This is a genomic window from Halorarum salinum (assembly GCF_013402875.1).
Classification (GTDB): Archaea; Halobacteriota; Halobacteria; order Halobacteriales; family Haloferacaceae; genus Halorarum; species Halorarum salinum.
The window spans coordinates 2,529,920-2,552,969 of sequence record NZ_CP058579.1 but is presented as its reverse complement, the minus strand read 5'-3'; the positions used below and the strand labels follow the sequence as shown (position 1 = coordinate 2,552,969).

General features: G+C 70.8%; 17 protein-coding genes. 7 read left to right on the top strand and 10 right to left on the bottom strand.

What is annotated here, in order from left to right; genetic code table 11:
* Window positions 1-19 precede the first annotated feature (19 nt).
* From HUG12_RS12590 to HUG12_RS12565, 6 genes are all read right to left on the bottom strand, one after another.
* Window positions 20-166, bottom strand: coding sequence for a zinc-ribbon domain-containing protein (locus tag HUG12_RS12590; protein ID WP_179269104.1), 147 nt, complete (start codon window positions 164-166; stop codon window positions 20-22).
* 6 nt (window positions 167-172) lie between these two features.
* Entirely contained in the window at window positions 173-877 is a 705-nt protein-coding gene (locus HUG12_RS12585; protein ID WP_218836479.1) for an Lrp/AsnC family transcriptional regulator, read from the bottom strand.
* 266 nt (window positions 878-1,143) lie between these two features.
* Window positions 1,144-3,129, bottom strand: coding sequence for a SpoVR family protein (locus tag HUG12_RS12580; protein WP_179269102.1), 1,986 nt, complete (start codon window positions 3,127-3,129; stop codon window positions 1,144-1,146).
* The gene (locus HUG12_RS12575; RefSeq protein ID WP_179269101.1) at window positions 3,126-4,439 is read right to left on the bottom strand and encodes a YeaH/YhbH family protein; all 1,314 of its coding nucleotides are present in this window, start codon (window positions 4,437-4,439) and stop codon (window positions 3,126-3,128) included. The genes HUG12_RS12580 and HUG12_RS12575 overlap by 4 nt, the downstream gene beginning before the upstream one ends.
* On the bottom strand, window positions 4,430-6,877 hold the full coding sequence (locus HUG12_RS21495; RefSeq protein ID WP_218836312.1) for a PrkA family serine protein kinase: 2,448 nt from the start codon (window positions 6,875-6,877) through the stop codon (window positions 4,430-4,432). The genes HUG12_RS12575 and HUG12_RS21495 overlap by 10 nt, the downstream gene beginning before the upstream one ends.
* Window positions 6,877-8,949, bottom strand: a complete 2,073-nt coding sequence (locus tag HUG12_RS12565) for a PrkA family serine protein kinase (RefSeq protein WP_179269100.1) — start codon at window positions 8,947-8,949, stop codon at window positions 6,877-6,879. Before HUG12_RS12565 ends, HUG12_RS21495 begins: the two co-directional genes overlap by 1 nt.
* A 367-nt stretch (window positions 8,950-9,316) precedes the next feature.
* Here HUG12_RS12565 and HUG12_RS12560 point away from each other — a divergent pair, with 367 nt between their 5' ends.
* The 5 genes from HUG12_RS12560 (at window position 9,317) to HUG12_RS12540 (ending at window position 14,524) form a co-directional block, all read left to right on the top strand.
* Window positions 9,317-9,709, top strand: coding sequence for a DUF5820 family protein (locus tag HUG12_RS12560; RefSeq protein WP_179269099.1), 393 nt, complete (start codon window positions 9,317-9,319; stop codon window positions 9,707-9,709).
* A 76-nt stretch (window positions 9,710-9,785) separates the two neighbouring features.
* Window positions 9,786-10,238, top strand: a complete 453-nt coding sequence (locus HUG12_RS12555) for a UPF0179 family protein (protein ID WP_179269098.1) — start codon at window positions 9,786-9,788, stop codon at window positions 10,236-10,238.
* Between the two features lie 93 nt (window positions 10,239-10,331).
* A complete protein-coding gene (locus HUG12_RS12550) occupies window positions 10,332-11,192 on the top strand; it encodes a thrombospondin type 3 repeat-containing protein (RefSeq protein ID WP_179269097.1) in 861 nt (286 codons plus the stop codon).
* Between the two features lie 84 nt (window positions 11,193-11,276).
* Window positions 11,277-13,976 (top strand): AAA domain-containing protein, encoded by a 2,700-nt coding sequence (locus HUG12_RS12545; RefSeq protein ID WP_179269096.1) that lies wholly within the window; start codon window positions 11,277-11,279, stop codon window positions 13,974-13,976.
* A 44-nt stretch (window positions 13,977-14,020) separates the two neighbouring features.
* Window positions 14,021-14,524 (top strand): DUF6789 family protein, encoded by a 504-nt coding sequence (locus tag HUG12_RS12540; protein WP_179269095.1) that lies wholly within the window; start codon window positions 14,021-14,023, stop codon window positions 14,522-14,524.
* A 47-nt stretch (window positions 14,525-14,571) separates the two neighbouring features.
* Here HUG12_RS12540 and HUG12_RS12535 read toward each other — a convergent pair whose 3' ends face one another.
* Together HUG12_RS12535 and HUG12_RS12530 are read right to left on the bottom strand one after the other, a co-directional pair.
* Window positions 14,572-16,374, bottom strand: coding sequence for a PH domain-containing protein (locus HUG12_RS12535; protein ID WP_179269094.1), 1,803 nt, complete (start codon window positions 16,372-16,374; stop codon window positions 14,572-14,574).
* A 1-nt stretch (window position 16,375) separates the two neighbouring features.
* Window positions 16,376-16,834, bottom strand: a complete 459-nt coding sequence (locus HUG12_RS12530; protein ID WP_179269093.1) for a PH domain-containing protein — start codon at window positions 16,832-16,834, stop codon at window positions 16,376-16,378.
* A 208-nt stretch (window positions 16,835-17,042) separates the two neighbouring features.
* On the opposite strand from HUG12_RS12530, the gene HUG12_RS21490 reads away from it, so the two are divergent.
* Both HUG12_RS21490 and HUG12_RS12520 read left to right on the top strand, forming a co-directional pair.
* The gene (locus tag HUG12_RS21490) at window positions 17,043-17,648 is read left to right on the top strand and encodes a cupredoxin domain-containing protein (protein WP_246308047.1); all 606 of its coding nucleotides are present in this window, start codon (window positions 17,043-17,045) and stop codon (window positions 17,646-17,648) included.
* 208 nt (window positions 17,649-17,856) lie between these two features.
* The gene (locus tag HUG12_RS12520; RefSeq protein WP_179269091.1) at window positions 17,857-19,296 is read left to right on the top strand and encodes a molybdopterin-dependent oxidoreductase; all 1,440 of its coding nucleotides are present in this window, start codon (window positions 17,857-17,859) and stop codon (window positions 19,294-19,296) included.
* Between the two features lie 92 nt (window positions 19,297-19,388).
* Here HUG12_RS12520 and HUG12_RS12515 read toward each other — a convergent pair whose 3' ends face one another.
* Both HUG12_RS12515 and HUG12_RS12510 read right to left on the bottom strand, forming a co-directional pair.
* Window positions 19,389-19,880: an FKBP-type peptidyl-prolyl cis-trans isomerase gene (locus HUG12_RS12515; protein WP_179269090.1), complete on the bottom strand. Its 492-nt coding sequence runs from the start codon at window positions 19,878-19,880 to the stop codon at window positions 19,389-19,391.
* Between the two features lie 177 nt (window positions 19,881-20,057).
* Window positions 20,058-22,835 (bottom strand): ATP-dependent helicase, encoded by a 2,778-nt coding sequence (locus tag HUG12_RS12510; protein WP_179269089.1) that lies wholly within the window; start codon window positions 22,833-22,835, stop codon window positions 20,058-20,060.
* Between the last annotated feature and the right edge of the window lie 215 nt (window positions 22,836-23,050).

The window sequence follows — 23,050 nt, the reverse complement described above, 5'->3', positions numbered from 1 at the left end:
TCGGCGGACCGTGACTGGTTCACTCGAACTCGTACCGGGCGATCTCGGTCGAGCCACAGTTCGGGCAGACCTCGGCCCCCTCCTCGACCGTGACGCCGCACTCGCGACACTCGTGAACGACCTCGTCCGTCGCAAACAGCCAGCGGAGCGGTGCCGGTAGCGACATGGTGTATCAGGAGTCGTCCGTGCCGAGGAACGCGTCGAGGGTTCCCTCGCGATCCCCGCCGCGGGAGAGGACGGTGACGACGTCGTCGGATCGGATCGTCGTTCCGCCGCGGGGCGTCAACACGGCGTCGTCGCGCTCGATCGCGATGATGAGCGTCTGGTCGTCGATCACCCCCCGCTTTCCCACCTCCTCCAGCGTGTGGCCGGTGATGGGGGCGTCCGCACGGACCGTCACCTCCACGACATCGGCGCCGCCCGCCAGGCTGATGAAGTCGGTCGGCGCGGGCGAGGGCGTCGAGTCGGCGGGGCCGAACGGCGAGTACGCGTCGAACTCCTCGTTCTGGACGAGGTCCTCGTCCTCGATCTCGATGCCGAGCGCCGAGAGCGCCCGGGAGATGCGCCGGAGGTCGCCGGTGTCCTCGCCGACCGCCAGCACATGGAGGTTCCGCCGGCCGGTCATCAGCTCCCGGACGTTGACGACCCCCGGGACGGCGCGCGCCTCCTGCGCGAGCGTCTCGCGTTCGGAGACGGGCACGTTACACATGTAGAGGTTGCTCAGCCGCCCGTCCGCCCGCTCGAAGTCGACGACGGCCCCGTACCCCCTGATGATCCCGTGGCTCTCGAGCAGGTCGATCCTGTTCCGGATCGTCCCCGGGGAGACGTTGACCTCCTCGGCGATCATCGGCGCCGACGTGTTCCGGGCGTCCGACATCAGCGCGTGGACGATGCGCCGGTCGATCTCGTCGAGCCGGTACTCCGTGCCGCTGTCCGTGTCCACCACTACGTCACACCGATGTCCGTCACTGTTACGTACTACACGATATAGCTTGTCCCTCGTTTCGCGATCCTCAATCGCACCGTACCTGCGTTTTGCATCGGCGATTACGTCCGGATAATTTATGTTAACCCATCATCAGTTAGGGCGTGGAGTCCGGCAGGGGAGGCGTGGGTGCCGCCGGGCGGCGGGCGGGTCCGGAGTTACGCCAGCCACTCCTCGGGCTTCGTGTCGTAGTCGACCCCCTCGGCCGCGATGAGGTCCTCCAGGTCGGGGTCCAGGTCGAGATGCTCTATCTCGGAGCCGTCGTACCGGAGGAGCGTCCCGACCTCCTCGCCGGCGGGCTCGTAGCCGCGGCGGCTCGCGACCTCCAGTTCGTGCTCGTCGTACTCCGTGACGATGGTGGCGAGGTTGACCGGGCGACCCCAGAGCTCGAAGGCGCGTTCCAGCGTCCGCTCGGCCTGCTCCAGGTCGAGGGCGACCCCGTTGTAGCGGTGGCCGAGCAGTAGTTCACCCCGGTTGCCGTAGTTGCCGTCGAACACGGCGACGCTGGGCTTGCCGAAGTTCGTGAACTGGAGCAGGAGCTTCTTCTTCACGTCCTCCGGGTCCGTGCTGGCGACGCGGTAGTCGCCCGCCGCCCGGGAGTACTCGTAGGTGAAGTAGTTCCCCTCCGTCACGAACTCGTCGGTGAGGAACTCGTCGACGAACGTCACGTCGTTGTGGCTCTCGCGCACCTCGCGCATCCGCTCCCACCCGGCGCCGTAGTCGACGTCCGCGAGCGCCTCCTCGACGGTCGCGTACTTCCCGTCGTCGAACATGTAGCGGGCGAGCCGCTCCAGCTCCGAGCGACCGATCCGGGAGAGGAAGCCCCGGTTCGCGGGCTTCGCGAGCGAGAAGTGTCGCTCCGCGAGCCCCTGGGTCGTGAGCACGGCCCAGGGGTACCGCTCGACGTCGACGTCGCCCTCGCGGGCGGTGGCCAGCGCGTCGGCGTCCACCCGCGGGTCCTCGGGGTCGAGGCGGTCGAGCGTGTCCGGCCGGACCTCGTCGACCACGGGGTCGGGCGCGAGCAGCTCCTCGACCTCCTCGAAGTCCACGGCGTCGTGGAAGCTCCGCCAGGTGACGCCCTCGACCCGGAGCAGCTTGTCGACGACCTCGCGGCGGTTCGCCGTGTTCTCGATGTACTCCCACAGCTCCTTGCCGAGCTTGTAGGGGTTGAGCCCCGGCGACCCGAGCACGCGCGACTGGTGGTCCGCGTAGGTGAGGAACTCGTCCTCGCCCGCGAACCCCTCGTCGGCCATCATGATCGACTCCCAGTAGGCCGCCCACCCCTCGTTCATGCACTTGGTCAGCTTCTGCGGGGCGAAGTAGTACGCCTCCCGCCGGAGCAGTTCCAGCGTCTCGTCCATCCACGGCTCGCGCTCGACGGCTTTACCCTCCTCCTCGTCGTAGCGCTCGCCGTGCTCGCGGAGGAACGCCAGCACGTCCGGACGGGGTGCGTCCGGGCTCTCCTCGGCCTCCCGCGCGGCGACCCACTCCTCGTCGAACACCTGCTCGCGGACCTCGGGGGAGAGCCCCAGCCGGTCGAGTCGCTCCTCGATGTCCGCGACCTCCTCCTCGAACTCGCCGCCGCGCTCCTCGGCCAGCGCGCGGTGCTGGTCGATGGTGTCCTCGAGACAGAGCACGGCGTCGATGAACCGTTCCACCTCGCCGCGGTCGATCTCGGGGTCCTCCATGAACCCCGCGATCGCGTCCGCGTGCCGGGCCAGCATCGCGGCGGCGGCCGGCTCCTCGCGGTCGCCCGCGAACCGTGCGAACCACTCGTTGTTGCGGAAGAAGTCCGCGTGCGCCTCGACGTGGGTGATGACCGCCTTCTGGTCGGCCAGCGCGTTCGACTCCTGGAGGAACGCGTGGCAGGGGTTGTCGTTGTTGACGATCTCGAACGCCTTCCCCATCCCGAACGTGTCCTGCTTGCGCTGGCGATCGTACTTCATCCCCCAGCGCCAGTGCGGGTACCGGGTCTGGAACCCGTCGTAGGCGATGAGCTCGTTCATCTCGTCGTAGTCGACGACCCAGTAGTTCACCGGGTACGGCCGCAGGCCGAGCTTCTCGGCCAGTTCCCGGGCCCGCTCGGTCGGTTCGGTGAGCCGGCCCGCCTCGCGGCGGGCGCGGCGGTCGTTGGTCGTGCTCATGAGTCGTCCTCGGTGCTGAGTATCTCGTAGATCGCGTCGGTCACGTCGTCGGCGTCGGCGACGCGGGCGACCGCGACGTTGTCTCGGTCGGCCAGTTCCCCCTCGACCTCCTCCGCGTGGGTCGCGTTCACAGCGCCGCCGCCGGGCTGTGTCTCCACGTAGGCGTGGAGGTTCGCGTCGAGTTCGCGCATCAGCGGCACGACGCTCTCGACGGTGTCGTTGCTGGAGTTCTCCGAGTCGCCCGCGGCGAACACGTAGCGGTTCCACTCGCTCCAGGGGTACTCCTCGAGGATCTCGGCGGCGAGTTCGTACGCGCTGGAGATCCGGGTCCCGCCGCCCGAGCGGATGCCGAAGAACTCGCTCCGGTCGACCTCCCAGGCCTCCGCGTCGTGGGCGACGTACCGGAACTCGGCCTCGTCGTACTTCCCGGTGAGATACCAGTCCAGCGGCGTGAACACCCGCTCGACCAGCTCCCGCTTGCGCTGGCGCATCGACCCGGAGACGTCGCGGATGTTGACGACCACGACGTTCTTCTGCTTCTTCTCCACGACCTCCGGGTGGCGGTAGCGCTCGTCCTCCCGGCGGAACGGGATCTCGCGCAGGCCGTCGCGTCGGATGCGGTCGGTGACCGGCTCGCGTTCGACCTCCTCGCGGACCTCCTCGAAGGAGGCCCAGGCGCCCCGCTCGTCGGCCACCTCCCCCATCGCCTCCTCGATCCAGGGGAGCGAGACGAGCACGTTCTCGGTCCGGCAGAACTCGAACACGTCCCGGGCGGTGGCGCCCTCGACCTTGCACGCCTCGCGGACGAACGAGTCGTCGAAGTCGGTCGCGAGCTTCCGCTTCAGGCCGCGCTTGAACAGCGTCTCGAAGTCGAGCGTCGAGTTGGGGCCCGCGCGGGTGAGCTCCGTGAAGTCGCCCTCCACCTCCTCGACGACGCGTTTGCCCTTCGGCTCGAGATCGAGCCCGAGCGTCTCGTCGAGCTCCTCGGCGAACTCCTCGGGATCCATCTCGTAGTAGCCGTGCTCGCCCGAGTCGTCGCCGGCCTCGTCGCCGTCGCCCTCCTCGTCGTCGCCGGGGTCGCCCGGGACGTCGACGGGCTGGCCGGGTTCGGGCGTGCCGCCCTGCCCCTGACCGACGCCGCCCATGTCCCGCCGGTCGTAGGCGAACTCCGGCAGGTCGACCATCTTCACCGGGATGCGGACGGTGTCGCTGCCGCCCGCGAGGTCGCCCTCGCGGATGAACTCCGCGAGGTCGGGGCGCCGCTCCTCGCCGACCGCGCGGAACCGTTCGAGGTCCTCCCTCAGTCCCATCGCGCGTTCACCTCCCGCATGACCGCCCGCCCGGTCAGTTCGGCCGAGGCGGCACTGTAGCCGGTCTCCCGGAGCTTTTCGACGGTCCGTTCCTTCACGCGCTCGGTCTCGGTGTTCGCCGGCGGATCGCTCCACTGCCCGGGGTCGAAGTCCGGGTAGATGCGCCGGACGTCCCCCCACGAGTGGGTGTCGAGCACCTCGCGGATGACCGGAATCTCCGTGAGGTCGACGTCCGAGGCGGCGAAGTCCTCGTCGCGGTGCTCCCAGGCGTAGCGGTTCAGCGCGGTGATGACCTTCTCCGTCCGGAAGCGCTCGACCGGCGGTGACGGGTCGGTTCCCTCGTAGTCGGCCTCCTCGAACCGGCCGAGGTGCTCGGTCTCGAACACCTGCATCAGCAGCGGGTCGGGGTCGACCGCGCCGCGGCCGGTCTCGACGCGCTCGCCGGCGTCCCAGGCGAACACGTGCTCGACGTACTCGGCGACGGTTTCCTCCGCGACGCCCTTCTCGGCGAGCACGGCGTCGAGCACGTCCGCCTCCTGCCGCTCGAAGACGTACTCCTTCACGACGGCCAGCCGGTTCTCGTACTCGGCGGCCTCCGCGCGCGAGAACACCGGCGCCTCCGCCAGGTCCTCGGCCATCGCCTCCAGCACGTCGTCGGGCATCAGCACGGACTCGACGTCGAGTTCGGGGTGGGCCCGGTCGGAGGCTTCGTGGAGCAGGTCCGCGACGACGTCACGGGTGTAGGTGACGGGGATGCCGTGGGTGCCGTCCTCGCCGTCGAACTCGAACTCGTCGGCCCCGAGGCGCTCGTCGCCCTCGCGGAGGTAGCCCCGCTCGTACAGCAGCGCCTTGTCGACGAGCGAGAGGTCCGCGGGGAGGTCCTCCCCGTCGAGGCGGGTGACGACGCTGTACGCCGCGGCCGCCTCGAGCGCGTGGGGGGCGAGTTCGCGCTCGGTCGTCCGGCCCCGCTCGTCGCGGACGGTCAGGGACAGGGGCGCGCGGACGCGCTCGTCGACGGCCTCGCGGACCGCGTCGCGGTCGGGGTCGGCAGAGAAACCACGGTCGGCGTCGCCGTCGCGGTCGCCAGTACGGTCCCGGCCATCGCCGTCGACCCGATCGGCGGTTCGGGCTCCCCCGCGGGCCCGACCGCCGACCCCCTCGCGGCCCGCCTCTCGCTCACCGCTCACCTCGCCCTCGCCACCCGCCTCCGCGGCCGCCACCGTCTGCCAGACCTCGGTCTGGTCGGTCAGTTCGCGGTGGATCAGCTCCGTCTCCAGCGAGACGCTTGTGAGGTAGCGGAACTCGTGGCGGTCGAGCCGGCGCTTGAGCGCCTTCAGCGGGTCGCGACCGTTCCGGTCGGAGAACTGGTCGAGTTCGGCGTCGAGGTCGGGGTTCGAGATGACCACGAGCTGGGTGTCGACGTCCATCCCGATCCCCTTGTCCAGTTTCACCCGCTTCTCGTCGGGGACGTTCAGCAGCTTCCGGAGGAGGTCCGCGTGCTGGCTCGCGTCCTCGACGACGGTCAGCAGGCCGTTCCCCTGCGAGAGGACGCCGTCGTAGCTGAACGCGCGCGGGTCCTTCCGGCCGCGGCTGTCGAGCTCCCGGAGCATTCCTGGCATCCACGAGCCGACGAGCCGCTCCTTCGGGCTGCCGTCGTCCTCGGCGTGGAGCACGCCGATGCCGGCGCCGACGTCGACGACGTAGTTCTTCACCCGGAGGTGGCGGTCGTCGGTGACCGCCGAGAACAGGTCCCCGCGTCCGTCGCGGCGGTACTGCTCCTCGAGGTGGTCGTACGCCTCGCGGCTGAACGGGTCCATGTCACAGTCGACGCGGACGGGGAACTCGGGGTCGGCCCGCTCGTTCAGCGCCGCGACCAGTTCGCGGCGGACCTCGGCCGGGAACACGGAGAGCGGGTGCGCCCGGACGGGGCTCTCGTACCAGTCGTCCTCGTGGTCCCGGGCCGGGCCGTAGCCGAGCGAACTCGCGTCGTCGCCGCCGGCGATGTTCCACTCGACGGTGTAGCGCCGGCCCGCCTCGGTCTTCGAGTACTCGCGGAGGCCGTTGACCAGACAGCGCTTCAGCTCCGACTTGCCCGTCGCGGTCGGCCCGTCGAACCAGTGGATCTTCTCGTCCTTGCCACGGCCAGCGGCGAGGGTCCGTAGGTCGTCGACGAACGCGTTCAGGACGGCGGTGTTGCCGAGCACCGCGTGCTCGCCGTCGTTGTGCGGGTCGTCGAAGAAGCGGTAGCGCTCGCGCCGCTCCCCCTCCTCGATCACGGTCCGCGTGCCGAGCGACTCGATCGCGTCGAGCAGGTACGTCGCCGCGCCCGCGGCCGTCCCGGGGCGCTCGAAGGCCAGTTCGACGTACTCGGAGAGGCTCATCGGCGGCTCGTAGGCCCCGGCGAGCGCGCGGTCGGCCCGGTCGATGTAGTCGGTCATCAGTCCTCCAGTTCGCTCTTTGCCACCTCCGCGCCGGCGAACTCCAGCACTTCGCGGGCCCCCTCCCGGGAGTACCCCTGCTCGTGGAGCGCGTCGACCCAGGCGCTCCGCTCGTCGTCGTCCAGTTCGCCGGCCGACACCAGCGCGGAGAAGTTGATGTTGTGCTTCTTGTCCTCCCAGAGCTTCCGCTCCAGCGCGCGGCGGAGGCGATCGTTGTCCTGGGGGTCGAAGCTCACGCCCTCGCGCGCGCGGCGGGACACCCAGTTGGCGACCTCCTGGCGGAAGTCGTCCTTCCGGTCGCCGGGGATGTCCAGTTTCTCCTCGACCGAGCGGAGGAACGTCTCGTCCGGCTCCTGCTCCCGGCCGGTGAGGTCGTCCTCGACGGTCGCGTCGTCGATGTACGCCATCACGTGGTCCATGTACTTCTCGCCCTGGCGCCTGATCTCCTCGACGTCGTACGCGAGCGCGTGGCGGACGTCCTCGATGGCGCGCTCGCGGTACTCCTCGCGCACCAGTTCGAGGTAGCGCTCGTACCGCTCGAGGTTCTCCTCGTGGATGGAGCCGTGGTTCTGCAGGTTCTCCTCGAAGTGGGTGAACACCGACAGCGGCGAGAGGTACTCGCGCCCGCGGTGGGTGGCGTCCATGATCGCCTCGGCGATCTCGTCGCCGATGAACCGCGCGGAGACGCCCTCCATCCCCTCGGCGATGTTCGCGACCGAGTCGCCGTCCTCCCGGAGCTTCCGCTCGTCGACGTCGTCGGTCTCGTCGATCTCGCCGTTGTACGCCTTCGCCTTCTGGACGAGCGTGACGGCGCCGTCGGAGGGCTCCTCGATGCGGGTGAGCACGCCGAACAGTCCCGCCATCTCCATTGCGTGCGGCTCGATGTGCATGTCGGGCACGTCGGCGTTCCGGAGCATCTTCCGGTAGATCTCGGCCTCCTGCTCGTACTCGAGGACGTACGGGTAGTCGATCCGCTTGGTGCGGTCGTTGAACGCCTCCATCTTCTCGTCGCCCTTCTTGTCCCGGTACTCGGGCATGTTCGTCCGGCCGACGATGACCTCGTCGATGTCGATTCGGGGGTTGTTCCGGGGCTTGATCGTCTGCTCCTGGGAGGCGTGCAGGAAGTCGTAGAGGAACTCGCGCTGGAGCTTCAACAGCTCCTCGCCGCTGAAGATGCCCCGGTTCGCGTTGCAGAACGCCCCCGCGTAGTCGAACGAGCGCGGGTCGTTCTCGCCGTACACCGCGAGCTTCGAGTAGTTGACGTCGCCGGTCAGCTCCGTCTCGTCCTGGTTCTTCTTGTCCTTCGGCTCGAACGTCTCGACGCAGCGGCGCCGGTTCTCGTCGGCGACGAGTCGGACCACCTCGACGTGGTCGTCGAGGACCGCCCGCAGGTCGTCGTCGTACGCCGCGAGCAGTTCGTTCATGTAGAAGCCCGACGCGGGGTCGAGGCTCTGCTCGTTCCTGATGGTGTAGGGGGCGTCGAGCGCGTCGTTCAGCGCGTCGATGACCTCGTCGCGCTGGGGCTGGGGGAGGAGGACGATCGGGTCCTGATTCATCGGCGACCGGACCGTGTCGTCGGCGGGGTCCTGGTCGGGGATGACGTCACAGAGGTTCGTCCAGCGGAAGGTGTACAGCCGTCCCTCGTCGGTGCGGGTGAAGTCCTCGAAGTACCGGCGGACGAGCCAGTCGAAGTGGCTCTTGCCCGAGCCGACCGGTCCGAGCAGGAGCTTGATCCGTTTCTCGGGCCCGAGCCCGCGCGCGCCCGACTTCACCTTGTTCACGAACTCGTGGATCGACTCGTGGACCTCCCGGCCATAGAAGGCGTTCTCCCCGTCGTGGAGGGGGTCCTCGCTGGCCATCAGGTAATCGACGACGCCCGCGTCCTCGTCGTAGCGCGTGCCGTAGTGGTCGAACATGTCGGCGACGCGCTGGTGGGCGTTGCGGGCGATTCGGGGGTGCTCGTGGATCTCGGCGAGGTACCAGTCGAACGGCTTCGCCTCGCGGAGGTCCGAGGGCACCGTCTCCTTGTATCGGTCGCTCAGTTCCTCGAGGGTTTTCATGGCTCCGGTCATGGTTGTGTGTGTGTCCGCACGTCGGCGGCGTCAGTCGTCGACACCGACCGCGTTCGACCCTACCCACGCGACGAGACAGCGAGGGGCGACCAGAGCGGCGGGATGAGCGGGGTCGACCTCCCCGTTCGGGGGGAGGCTTAATGCCATGTGGGTTGTTAACAGGTAAAAGGGTTTTGCCGGCCCAGGTGAAAAATCGCACGCGCCAGCCACGCCGCCGCTCCCCGTCCGTCATTCTTTATAAGCGACCCTGGGACGGTACCCCGGTGCCGCCGACGCACCGGCCCGCGAACGCGACCGGTCCGGACGGGGGGCGCTCAACGGTGCCCGGAGCGGGCCGCCTTTGTAGGCCGGCGCCCTCCGTTCGGCCATGAGCTTCGATCCGGAGTCGCTGGCGGACGGCTGGCGCGTCTGGAACGAGGAGCCGGAGGGGCGGACCGTGCTCGTCTACCGGCCGGACGTGTTCGACGGCGACGAGTTCCCGTCGGCCTGCCTCCCGACCCTCTACGTGACGAACGGCTCCCCGCGCAAGCGGCCGGGCGCGGCCCACCGCGAGACGGACGAGTGGCGGGTCACCCTGTTCCTCGAACCCGAGGTCGAGGCCGAGTCGACGACGCTCGGGGACCGGGCGGAGGCGGTCGGGGCGGCCGCCGACCTCGCCGAGCGGTTCGCGAGCGGCGACGTCGACTACCGCGGCGTCTATCAGGTTCCCCGCGAGGAGTACTTCGCGGAGTTGGACGAACTGACCGGTCGAACGCCGTAGTCTGCCCGTCGGGGTCGGGGCCCACGTCGTCCGAACGGGCGAAAGGCGTAACCGCGGGCCCGGGGTACCACCACCCATGACCACGGTCACGCTCGTCGGTAGCCGCCTCGCGGAGGAGGGCACCGAGTTCGTGTACGAGGGGGAGTCGTCGGCCTGCGAGGGCTGTCCGTACCGGGGGCAGTGTCTCAACCTCGTCGAGGGCCGCCGCTACCGCGTGAGCGACGTGCGCGAGAACACCCAGTTGCTCGACTGTGCGGTCCACGACGCCGGCGTCCGCGCGGTCGAGGTCGAGCCGTCGACGGTCGCCGCCAACGTGCCCTCGAAGGGCGCGTACGCCGGGAGCAAGGCCTCCCTCGCCGGCCCGTGTCCCCACGTCGAGTGCCCCAGCCACGAGTTCTGCGTCCCACAGGGCGCCGACTTCGACGAGGAGCACCGCATCGCGGAGGTCCGCGGCGACCCGCCCCACGACCACTGCGCGCTGGACCGCGATCTCACGCTCGTCGAGTTCGCGGCGCCCGACGGGGAGTGAGAGCGAGCGGACGATCCGGCCGACGGAGCGCGACGGTCCTCCCCCTTCGTCCCGTGCCAACACTTAACGCGTCCCTGCCCGCACCCCGAGAGCGTGCTCCCCGTCCCCGCCGTACGCGCGCTCGTCCTGGCGCTGCTGTTCGGGGCGACGGTCGGCGGCGGCGCCGTCCACGCGGTTCCGGACCCGGGAGCCGTCGCCGCGGCCCTCGCGGACCCGGCGGGCGACGCCGACGGCGACGGCCTCTCGAACGCGGCGGAGCTCCGGCGCGGAACCGACCCGGGGAACCCCGACACCGACGGCGACGCGCTCCCGGACGGCGTCGAGGTGCACGCGACCGGCGCGCTCCCCGATGCGGACCCGCTCCGGACGGACGTGTACGTGGAGGTCGACTACCGGACGGGCTGTGGGCTCCCGGAGCGGGACGCCGAACGGCTCCGGAGGACGTTCGCGGACGCGCCCGTCGAGAACCCCGGCGGTGACACGGGGGTGGCGCTCCACCTGGTCCGGGACGACGCGGTGCCCGGGACCGACCCGATCCCCGCCGACCTGCTCTACCGCTACGCGCACGAGTACCGCGACCGCGGCGACGCCGGCCACCACTACGTCCTCCTGGCGCCGGCGCGGGGCTACAACGAGGGGCACGCGAGCCTCGTCACATGCGGGGACCCCGCCGTGTTCGTCCACGAACTCGGCCACTCGCTGGGGCTTCGCGAGGAGGTCGCGCCGGGCATCGACGGCCGCGAGGTGCGCTTCGACCGCTATCCGAGCGCCATGAACTACGAGGCCCCGGGCCACCACCTCGACTACTCCGCGGGCGGGGCCGGCGACGGGGACCACGACGACTGGGGCCGCCTCCAGCGCGGCGCCGAGACGCCCCCGGTCGAGCGCCTCTGTGCGGACGTCGGGGCGACCTCCGCCGGCTGTGGGGGGTCGGCCGCCCGAACGGCGCGGTGAACTGCGCGTCGCCCGCCCGTCCCCGAGACGGCACCGGCGCGGGGACCGACACCGTTTTTCACCAGCGGCGACCGGGGTAGGGTAGTGAACGTCCGCGGTCCGATCCTGTCGGTCGGCGAGGTCCGTTCGGTGGACACGAAGTACGGCGAGCGCGACCTGGCGGAACTGACCGTGCGACCCGACGACGGCGCGGCTGACGCGGCGACGGTGACGCTGTGGGGCAAGTGGACCCACACCGCCGAGCACGCCGAACCCGGGATGGAACTGCTGGTCACGGATGCCGAGCGCGACGACCACGGCGACCGCGAGGGGTACACGACCTCGAAGGAGTCGTACGTGGTGCTCGAACCGGACTTCCTCGTCGACGTGACCGACGTTCGGTCGTGGGTCCAGTGTCCCCGGATGTACTACCTGAACAAGCTCTCGGGCGTCCCGCTGAACTACCCGGTCGTCAAGGGGACCATCGTCCACGAGGTGTTCGGCGACCTCCTGCGCGGCGTCGACCTGGAGGAGAGCATCGAGGACCAGGTGGCGGACGCGGGGCTCGAACTGGGCCTGCTCGGCCGCGAGCGCGAGGAGGTCGTAGACGAGGTGCGCCGCAACGCGGCCGCCATCGAGGGGTGGCTGAACCAGGGGACCCTGACGCCCGAGGGGGACGAGGCGGGGACCGCCCCGTCGGAGTGGGACGGGACGCCCGCGGAGACCGACTGGCGCTCGGAGTACACGCTCATCTCTCCGACGTTCGGCGTGAAGGGCCGGGCCGACGCGCTCCGCCGCGGGATGCCGGTCGAACTGAAGACGGGGAAGAACACGAACCGGGACCCGCGCTTCCAGGACAAGATCCAGGCGGCCTGCTACGCGCTGCTGCTCCGGGAACGCGGCGTCCCGGCGGACACCGGCACGCTGCTGTACACGAAGAACACCGCGCTCGACCGCTCGGAGGCGAGCGGCGACCTCTCGCCGGCCAAGGAGTTCTCGGTCGGGAAGGGCCTGCTCGAGTTCGTCGTCCGCACGCGCAACGAGATCGCCGCGACGGAGTTCGACGTCTCGGTCCCGACCGGGTTCGAGGCCGACGCGAAGTGCGAGTACTGCTTCGAGCAGGACACCTGCATGGTCGTCTCCGGCCGCCTCGACCAGGAGTCGAAGGCGGGCCAGATCGGGACGCCGCTCCCCGAGGAGGAGCGCGACTACTTCGACCGCTCCTACCGCGCGATCGAGGAGGAGCGCCGCGAGACCCACGCCGAGTACCGGAAGCTCTGGGAGCAGACGGCCGAGGAACGCGCCGCGGACGACCGGGCGCTGGTCGATCTCGACCCGCTCGACCGCGAGGAGCTGCCCGGCGGCCGCTGGCGGCTGCGGGCCCGGAAGGACCCCGAGGCGGTCTCGAAGCTCCGCGAGGGCGACGTGGCGCTCGCCTCGGACGGCGACCCGGCGGCGGGCCACAGCGAGCTGTGTCGCATCGAGGAACTCGGCGAGGAGGTCGCCGTCACGACCGACGAGCCGGTCGACCTCCGCCGGCTGGACGTCTACCCCTCCGAGATCTCGGTCGACCGGATGCTGACCGCCCTTCACGACGCGCTGTTGAAGGGCGACTCCGACCGCAAGGACGTGCTGTTCGGGCGGCGCGAACCCGAGTTCGCCGACGGCGACGACACCTTCATCGACAACAACGAGTCGCAGAACCGGGCGGTGAACCGCGCCGTGAACGCCGAGGACTTCGCGCTGGTCCACGGCCCGCCGGGGACCGGGAAGACGTACACCATCGCCCGCATCGTCCGCGCGCTCGTCGAACGCGGCGATCGGGTGCTGCTGTCGGCGTTCACCAACCGCGCGGTCGACAACGCGCTCGAAGCCCTCCGCGAGCAGGGGTTCGAGGGCGCCGTCCGGTACGGCACGGAGACCGGCGTCCGGGGCGACATGCAGGACGTCAGGCTCGTCCGCCGTGGCGAGCCGAACGACCGCGCGGCCGAACTGAACGGCGCGTCCGTCGTGGCCGCCACCACCGCGGCCTGCGGCTCGCGCGCGATGCGCGAGCAGGGGTTCGACGTCGCGCTCGTCGACGAGGCCTCACAGCTCACCGAACCGGGGACGCTGGCCGCGGTCAACCTCGCGGACGGGTTCGTGCTCGTCGGCGACCACGAGCAGTTGCCGCCCGTCGTCCGGGCCGAAAACGACCTCCAGCGGTCGCTGTTCCAGCGGCTCATCGAGGACCATCCGGACGCGGGCGTGATGCTCGACCGGCAGTACCGGATGAGCCAGCGCATCCAGGCGTTCTCCTCCAGCGAGTTCTACGACGGCGCCCTTCGACCGGCGACCCCCGAGGTGGCGGGACAGACCCTGGCCGATCTCGGCGTCGACGCCGACGTCCTGCCGCCCGAACTCCGAGCGAACGTCGCCTTCGTCGACCCGGACGGTCGGCGGGAGGGGAACGCGAACCCGGCGGAGGCCGAGCGCGTCGCGGCGGTCGTCGAGTCGTACGTCGACGCCGGCGTCCCGCGCGGGGAGATCGGCGTCATCGCGCCGTTCCGCGCGCAGGTCGCCGAGATCGGCCGACGGACCGACGTCACCGTCGACACCGTCGACCGGTTCCAGGGGTCGAGCGAGGAGGTGATCGTCGTCTCGTTCGTCGCCACCGACTCGCTCGACTCGCCGATCTTCGAGGACCCGCGCCGGATGAACGTCGCGCTGACCCGGGCGAGGAAGGCGCTCTGTCTCGTGGGGGACGCCGACGCGCTGGCCTCCGACCCGTTCTACCGGCGGATGCTCGACTGGGCGCGGCGCTGACCCGGTCCGAGTCTTTATCCGCTCGCCTCACGTGACGTGTTACCATGACGAACGGCGCCGCTGCCGCGACGGGGGAACAGACCGGCAAACGGGAGACCGACATCGGGGTCCGCGAGATCCTGATCGCCGGCGGCGCCGGGTTCGTCGGGATGGTCGCGATGGTGCCGTTCTTCGCGGTCGGGTACGCGCTCGGCGTCATCTCGCCGGACGCGTTCGCCGGCCTGGCCGAACTCCTCGGCGTTCCGGCGGAGTCCTCGCTCGCGTTCCCGCTCGGCGCGTTCATCTTCGTCGGCGGCGGGATGACGACGCTCCCCATCCTCTTCGTGTCGCTCGCGGAGTTCCTCCCGCCGGCGCGGTCGACGGCGCTCCGGGGCGTCACCTACGCGGTCATCATCTGGACCGGCTTCCTCATCGCGTTCTGGACCGGTCAGACCGGGCTACTGCTGTGGGGGTACGTCCTCGTCAGCCTGCTCGCCCACGTCGCGTACGGCTACGTGCTGGGCTCGCTGTTCCTGCGCTACGCGCACATTCCCCGGTACGAGGTCTGACCGACGGCTGGGTACCTGACCGACTCCCGAGTACGACCGCGTCCCGGTCAGGCGTTTGGCCCGCCCGGGCCGGTCGCGTCCCCGGGCGCCCCGCCGTCGGCGCCGTCCTCGTCGGCCTCGACCTCGTCCGTGAGCCGATCGTCTTCACCCGCGTCGTATCCGTCCGCGTCGTCTTCACCCGCGCCTTCGTCCGCGTCGTCTCCGCGTCGTCCGTCCCCGCGCGTTCCCCCCGACCCGCGACGTTCGGCCAGGTCCGCGCGGAGCCGTTCGATCAGGCGCTCCCGGAGCCGATCGGCGTCCCCGCCGTCGAGGTCGTACGCGGTCGCGTCGCCGACGACGAAACTCGACGTCGACGCCGTGTCGGCCGTGACGCTCGCGAGCCCCCAGCGGCGCTGGAACACCGTCCGGCGGACGAACACGGTCTGGAGCCGGTAGTACGGGACCACGCGGGTGCTCCGGTGCCAGAATCCCGATCGGGTCAACACGGCGTCGTCGGCCTCGTCGTACCCGCGGTGACGCCACTTCGCCCGGGCGGCGACGGGCGCGAGCGGGAGGCCGACGAGCGGGACGAGCGCGACGAGGTCCGGCACCGGCGACAGGGCGCGCGCGGCGGCGAGACCGAGACCCGCCAGGACGAACGAGACGATGACGTACCTGACGGCGTACCGCCGGCGGGCGCGAGTCGGCGGCCGTCGGAACGACCGCTCGCCGAACGGCTGGAGGTCGCGCGCGAGCGAGAACACGCGGTCGCGGGACGCCAGCGGGACCGTGGTCTCCGCGCCGCCCGCGCCGTCCGATCCCGGCGCGTACCCCGCCGTCTCCACCGAGAGGCTCGCGTAGCCGAGCCTCCGCATCGCGGCGTTCTCGCCGACCGTGACCGTCTGCATCTTGTCGAGCGGGATCGTCCCGCTGTACCGACCCGCCAGCCCGCGCTCGTACCGGAGTTCGTCCGCGACGCGTTCGAGCCGGAAGTCGTAGTACCGGACGTACGTGAGCGCGGCGCTGGCGACCCAGACCGCGAGCGCGAACGCGAGCAGGCCGGCGAGCGCGGTGAACAGGATCGCGAGGTCGTCCGGGAATCCACCCCCTCGTCCGCCGCCGAGGAGGCGAAACGTCACGAGCAGGCCGTCGACGACGAGGTCGCCGACGAACGGCGCGCCGAACACCGGCGCCGCGATCGCGCCCGGCCGGAACGAGACGGCGCTGAGCACGAGCAGGTCGCCCCCCGAGATCTCGTACAGCGTCTCCCGTTCGGGTTCGGCGGCCGGCGTGCGGGGGCCGCGTTCCGTCCCCGTTAGGCCGTCGGCGGGCCCCGTCCGCGTCCCCGCCGTCCCGGCGGCCTGGCCCGTCGACTCCGCGGTCGCTCCGCGTCCGGCGGCGTCCCCGCTCGCCCGCTCCCGCTCGCGGACGGCGCGGACGCGCTCCCCGACCTCGTGGCGGAGGCGCTCGGCCTCGTCGACGCCGACCGCGTCCAGCGTGGCCTCGGTCGCGCTGCCCCCGGCCGTCTCGAACCGAACAGTCGCGAGCCCCAGCAGGCGCTGGATGACGCCCCTGGAGACGTCCACGTTCTGGATCCGCCGGAGGGGAATCTCGCGCTCCTGTCTGGCGAACACGCCCGAGGTGACGACGAGGTGCTCCGGGCGCAGGTCGTACTCGAACCGGAGGTACCGTGCGACGGCGTAGCCGGCGCCGACGACCGCGCCGAGGGGCGCCAGCACGAACGCCGCGGCGGCGTCGCCGAACCCGAGCGGTCCGGACAGCAGCAGTACCGCGAAGAACCCGAAGGAGCCGAACTGGAGCGCCGCCCGGGCCGCGTCGAGCACCGCCGAGAGCGGGTGGAGTCTGGTCATCTCAGACGGCGTCCAGTTCGCTCTCGGTCGCGAGGTCGCGCAGGCGCTCCCGGAGTTCCCCAGCACGCTCGGGCGTCAGCCCCGGGATGGCGATGTCGGCCCCGCGCGTCCCGGCCGTGTACACGACGACGCTCGCCAGCCCGACGGCCCGTTCGACGGGGCCGCGTCTGGTGTCGACGTGCTGGACGCGGACGAACGGCACCGAGGTGTCGGTGCGGGTGAGGACCCCGCGGACGAGGTACAGCGAGTCCTCGCGCACCTCGAAGCGCCAGACGCGGTAGCGGAGGACCGCGAGGACGGCCCCGGCGACCGCGACGACGACGACGACCGCGAGGACGCCGGTTCCGGGGACTGGAACGCCGAACCGGACGAGCGCGAACCCGGCGGCGCCGAGCACCGCCGCGGTGACGAGCGCGCCCGCGGCCCAGAGGAACCGGACGCGGGGGTCGAGTGTCTCCATGCGGGTGGGTACCGACGCTCCGTCAAAAGGATGAGGGGTCCGGGGCGGGGGAGCGGCGACGGCGCGTCCCCCGGGTCGATCGGTCGCGATGGCCCTCCCCCGTCGCCCGGCCGGTACGGTGGCCCTACGTGGGACGGACGATCGGGACGGAGGGGTCCCGGAGCGAAGGGGGCTCGTAACAACGGCCGTCCGCGGCGTCGGTCGACGCATGACCGACAGACGGACGTTTCTCGGTGGGTTCGCCGCGTCGGGGCTGGGCGTGATAGCCGGATGCCTGAGCGGGGACGGCGCCCAGCCGACCGGGGAATCGTCGGCGACCGAGCGGCCGGCGGGGGCGACCGCCGACGGTGCCGGGACGCCGACGAGCGCGGCTGAAACGCCACCGGACGGGACGGAGTCGTGTCCGATGGACGCATCACCGACCGGGACGACCGAAACGAACGGGACCGGTACCCCGGACTGTCCCCCCGCTACCGGCACGTCGACGGGCGGCAGCACGATCGACGTGGCGGTCGGCCCGGAGGGGAGGCTCCGATTCGACCCCGAGACGGTCGAGATCCGGGTGGGGGACGCGGTGCGGTGGACCTTCGACAGCGCGGGACACAACGTCACGTCCCTTCCCGGCGCGTCCGAGAAGGTCCGGAACCCGGAGGGGGCCGAGCCGTTCGCGTCCTACGAGGGGGACCGGCACTACTCGATCAACGAGGTAGGATCGACCTTCGAGCACGTCTTCACCGTCCCCGGCGAGTACGTCTACGTCTGTGAACCCCACGAGGACCAGGGGATGGTCGGCACCGTCGTCGTCGACGGCTGAGGGGATCGCGGGTCGCCGCTCTCCGTCGGAGCGATTCTGACCGCCGAGGCCCGACCCTGATCCGTGGACGGGCGGGTCCGATCGGTTGACCCCCGGGGTGGCACTGCCCGGGACGCGTTCCGAACGAATCCGACCCTCGGCACGGACGACCCCTTACCGCGCCGTGGGTGAACATAACAAGGGGCGTGCGGGACCAACGGTCCGGTTCATGCCCGATCAACAGTCGGACCGGATCTCGAAGCGCGAGCGCTACCTGAAGCGGCGCCGGTTCCTCCACGCTGCCGGGGCCGTGGGCGGCGCGTCCCTGCTGGCGGGTTGTGGGGGTAGCGAGGCCGACACGCAGCCGACCGGGACGGCGGGGTCGCCGACGGCCTCCACGACCGCCACCGAGACCGAGACGCCCGAGGCCGAGACGGAGACGCCGGAGGAAACCGGCCCGTCCCTCGAGGAGCGGTACCCGGGGCTCCGGATCCTCTCCCCGGAGCCGGAGAACGCGGAGGCCGCGGAGCGGGCGACGTACACGACGCTCGTCACGCCGCTCGAGGAACTGTACATCCGGAACCACTACCCCACCCCGGAGATCGACGAGGCCGACTGGAGCGTCTCGCTGACCGGCTTGGTCGACGAGGAGGTCGACCTCTCGATGGAGGAACTGAAGAACGGGTTCCCGACGGAGACGGTGTTCCACGTGATGCAGTGCTCCGGCAACGGCCGGTCGTACTTCCAGCCGCAGGTCGGCGGCAACCAGTGGACGTTCGGGGCCGTCGGGAACGCCGAGTGGACCGGCACGCCCCTGAGCGCCGTCCTGGAGCGGTACGGTGCCGACACGAGCGACGGGATGTGGCTCTCGGCGATGGGCGGGGAGGCGCCCGAGGGGGAGGACGTCTTCACCCGGTCGATCCCCATGTCGAAGGTGATGGACGACTGCCTGCTCGCCTACGAGATGAACGGACGGCCGCTCGCCTCCGACCACGGCTTCCCCGTGAGGCTCGTCGTCCCCGGCTGGTACGGCAACAACAACGTGAAGTGGGTGAACCGGATGCACGTCATGGACATGATGGTGTTCGGCGAGGAGTGGGAGGACGGCGACCAGCGGACCTACACCCACTGGCAGCAGTACTCCTACCGCATCATCCCCGAACAGGACGAGGCCGCCGAGCAGTACGAGTCGGTCGACGTCTACGACACGTACGAGCAGATGCAGAACCCGGACGAGATCCGGAACGCCTACATCTTCGACCAGCTCGTGAAGTCGCAGATCGGCCACCCCGGCGAAGACAGCACCGTCACCCGACAGCCCGACGGCAGCGTCGAGGTCGTCGGCGTCGCCTGGGCCGGCGACCAGACGGTCGACTCGGTCGAGGTCTCCGACGACGGCGGCGAGACGTGGGGGGAGGCGGAGTTCTTCCGGCCCGACCTGGGCGTCTTCTCCTGGCGCCTGTTCCGCTACGTCTGGTCGCCGGAACCCGGCGAGTACCGGCTCGTCTCGCGGGCGACCGACTCGCAGGGTCGCACCCAGCCGGCGACCATCTCCAGCCCGGAGGAGGGGCTCCGCGGCATCCAGGACGACATGTTCCCGTGGAACCAGGACGGCTACATCGCCACCGCGTACGAGCCCCACGGCGTGAACGTGACCGTGGAGGAGTAGTCGTCGGTCGAGGGGCGGACGGTCGCGGCGGAGGATCGGCGTCGGGAACGAGGGAAGTCGGGCCCGGCTACCGCCGTCCCCGTCGCGCTCGCTCAGTCGTCCCCGGCCGACGGCTCGCGTTCGTCCAGCAACCTGACGACGAAGGTGACCGGCTGGCCGGCGAACTCGTGGTTGAAGTCGACGGTGACGACGTCCCCGTTCGCGTCCGTTATCCAGCCGACCTCGCCGGTCTCTGCCGTGACGGGTTTCCCGACGGCGGCATCCGGTCCGTCGCCGTCCCCGAGGTCGTCCCAGTCCACCTCGACGACGGCGCCCTCGTCGCGGGGGCCGAACGCGTCCTCCGGGTCCGCCGTGACCGTCCGTTCCTCCCCGACGGACAGGTCCCGAACCGCGTCGTCGATCGCCGGCGGCACCTCCCCCGCGCCGACCCGGAACTCCATCGGCGTGTAGTCGCGGTGGGGGTCGTAGCTCCCCGACTCGAGCGCGACGTCGACGTCGGTCGTCTCGAACGTCTCGCCGGCGTCCTCCCCCTCGGCGACCCTCGCCTCGACGTGGACGACCGCGACGTTCCCCGGTTCCGCCATGGACGCGGGTTGGGTCGACCGCGGCTTTGGTATGCGTCGCGTACCCCGATTCCGCGGGTGGGCGGCCGGTGGTTCCGGGGTGGACGGACCGAACGCGGCGGCGGACGGATGGCTCCGACGACGGACAGCACCGAGGGCTGGCGGCACCGGCGGCGACCGCTCCCCGCCGCGGCCGACTCAGTCGTCGCCCTCGGCCTCGAGGAACGCGTCCTCGCCCGCTTCCCCGTCGAGTTCGTCCATGACGCGCTCGTGGAACTCCCGGAGCACCGCCGACTCGTCCTCGGCGAGCACCACGTCGCTCGCCGTCAGCGTCGCGAGGCCGAACGCCCTGGGCGACGGGCTCTCGACCTCCCGGCTCGTCACCTCGATCTCGCCCGCCCGTACGCGCTCGAGCACCTCGCGGACGCCGTCGAGGTTCAGTTTGTCCTCCGTGATCTCCCGGTACGTCTCCTCCATCACGGCGAAGGAGTCGAGGTCGCGCGCGTACGAGATGAGCATCTCCGAGGACACCTGCTGCTGGGCGGCGGACTTCTCGTACCCCTTGTAGCGCTTGAGGATCATCAGCGCCCGCGTGGCGTTGATGCGGAAGTAGCGCTTCAGCAGGTCGGTCCCGTCGAGGGCCGTCCGGAGGTCCGCGCGCAACTCGTCCGGGTCGAGTTCCTCGACGACCCCCGGCACGTCCACCTTCCGGTTCAGCGGCATCGAGACGGTGAAGCCGTTGTCCGCGACGGCCACCTGGACGTTCGTGTTCGCCCGGCGGGTGCAGTGGTGCGCGACCAGCCGCGAGAGGCCGTCGTTGAACTCCCGGCCGTAGTTCGAGTGGACGTAGTAGCGCCGCCGGTACTCCTCGCGGTCGAGTTCCACCTCGATCGCGAGCCGGTCGGGCGTCGAGACCGATTCGGCGCCGGCGTACCGGCGCTGGGCGTCGAAGGTCCGCGCGAGCGCCCGGACGGAGTTCTCGTCCAGCGGGAAGCCGCGGAGCCACTCGCGGGCCGCCGGCTCGCCGCCCTCCGCGAGCCTGTCGAGCAGTTCCCCCTGGAACGCGAGCACCTCCCGCCCGAGGTCGTAGCTCAGCGGCAGCCGTTCGGAGTACCAGGAGGGCACCGTCGGCCTGGCGCTCGAGGGGTCGACGCGGACCTTCGACCCCCGGCGGTAGCGGTACTCGTAGGTGCCGCCGCCGAGCTGGAACACGTCGCCGGGTTCGAGCGTGTCGAGGTAGTTCTCGTCGAGCTGGCCGACCCACTCGTCGCTCCCCCGGGTGAGCACGTCGCAGGTGAACGAGTCCGGGATGGTGCCGACGTTCGTCATGTAGATGACCCGGGCGAGCCGACCGCGCTTGCCGATCAGGCGCTCGCCGACGTCGTACTCCGGGTAGTGGTGCTCGCCGTCCGGCGGGTCGTTCGCGTCACGCCACACCTTCGCGTAGACGTTGCGGTCCTCCATCCCGTCGTAGTCGGCCGTGAGGTAGCACAGCAGTTCCTCCCAGTCGTCCCCGTCGAAGCCGCGGTACGGGTAGGCCGAGCGGAGCGTCCCCCGGACGTCGGCCTCGCGGCGCACCCCGTTGATCGCCATCCCGTACACGTGCTGGGCGGCGACGTCGTGGGCGTTCTCGGGGACGAACACGCGGTCGACGAACCCCTCCTCGGCCCGCCCCAGCATCACCGCGCACTCGACGAGTTCGTCCCGGTCGAGCGCGAGCACCCTTCCCTCGACGGTCCGGCCGAGTCGGTGGCCCGCGCGGCCGACCCGCTGGAGGAGCGCGGCGACCGACTTCGGGGAGCCGACCTGCACGACCAGGTCGAGGTGGGGCATGTCGATGCCGAGTTCCAGCGACGTCGAGGAGGTGACCACGTCCACCTCCCCGGACTTCAGCTTCCCCTCGACGGCCTCTCGGGTGTCCTTCGACATCGAGCCGTGGTGACAGCCGGAGTTCCCCTCGTCGTAGTCGTCGAACCGCTCCCGGAGCGTCCCGAGCACGCGTTCGGCGCCGGATCGGGTGTTCGTGAAGACGAGCGTGTTCTCGTGGCCCCGGATCAGTTCGTGCAGGCGGTCGTAGAACCGGTCGTTCACGACGTCCCGGGGCGTCCCGATCAGGTCGTCGGTCGGACACTCCAGCCGGAGGTCGAACTCGCGGACGAAGCGGGTGTCGACGATCTCGTACTCGCGTGGCTCCCACGTCCCGTCGCCGCGGCGGGTCCCGCCGACGAGGAACTCCGCCATCGTCGAGAGCGGTTCGACGGTCGCCGAACAGCCGATGCGGGTGGGCGAGCCGTCGCACGTCCGTTCGAGCCGTTCGAGCGACACCGAGAGGTGCGTGCCGCGCTTGTTCGCCGCGAGGCTGTGGACCTCGTCGACGACGACGTACTCGACGCTCCGGAGCTTCTCCCTGAACTTCGGCGAGTTCAGCAGGATGGCGAGCGTCTCGGGCGTCGTGTTGAGCACGTGGGGCGTCGTCTCGAGCATCCGCCGGCGCTGGGCGTCGCTCGTGTCCCCGTGGCGGATGGCGTGTCGGATCTCGGTCTCGTGGCCCCGCTCGGCCAGTTTCCCCGAGATCCCCTCGAGCGGCAGTTCGAGGTTCCGGTGGATGTCGTTGGCGAGCGACTTCAGCGGCGAGACGTACAGGCAGTACACCTCGTTGTCGAGGCCGCCGTCCAGTTCCCGCTCGCGACGGTAGAGGTCGTTGATGATGGCCGTGAAGCTGGCGAGCGTCTTGCCCGACCCCGTCGGCGAGCAGACGAGGCTGTTCGTCCCCCCGTCGATGAGCGGGATGGCCTCGCGCTGTGGCGGCGTGAAGAAGCCGCCGTTCTCCGGGACGTACTCGCCGAACTGCTCGACCCACCACTCCCCGACGGACGGTTCGAGCAGGTCGAGCACGTCGCCGTCCTCGATCGGAACCGCGGCGGGGTCGAAGTCGTACTCGACCTCCGTCCCCGCGAGCAGTTCCCGTCCTCGCATTGGAGGTGGGAGGCGACGCGCGGGTAAGTGGGTTGTGCGGACGGCGGAAGTGAAGCCCGCCGATGGCGGGGCCGGATCCGCCGAGACGGAGGGGGTGGATCCGATCCCGTCGAGCGGTGTCGTTCGAACGAGCGCGTGGCGCCGGGGGTTCGGGACGGTTCGACGGCTCCCCGCCCCGGGAACCGGACGTCCACGCCGGCGGGGAACCCGCCACA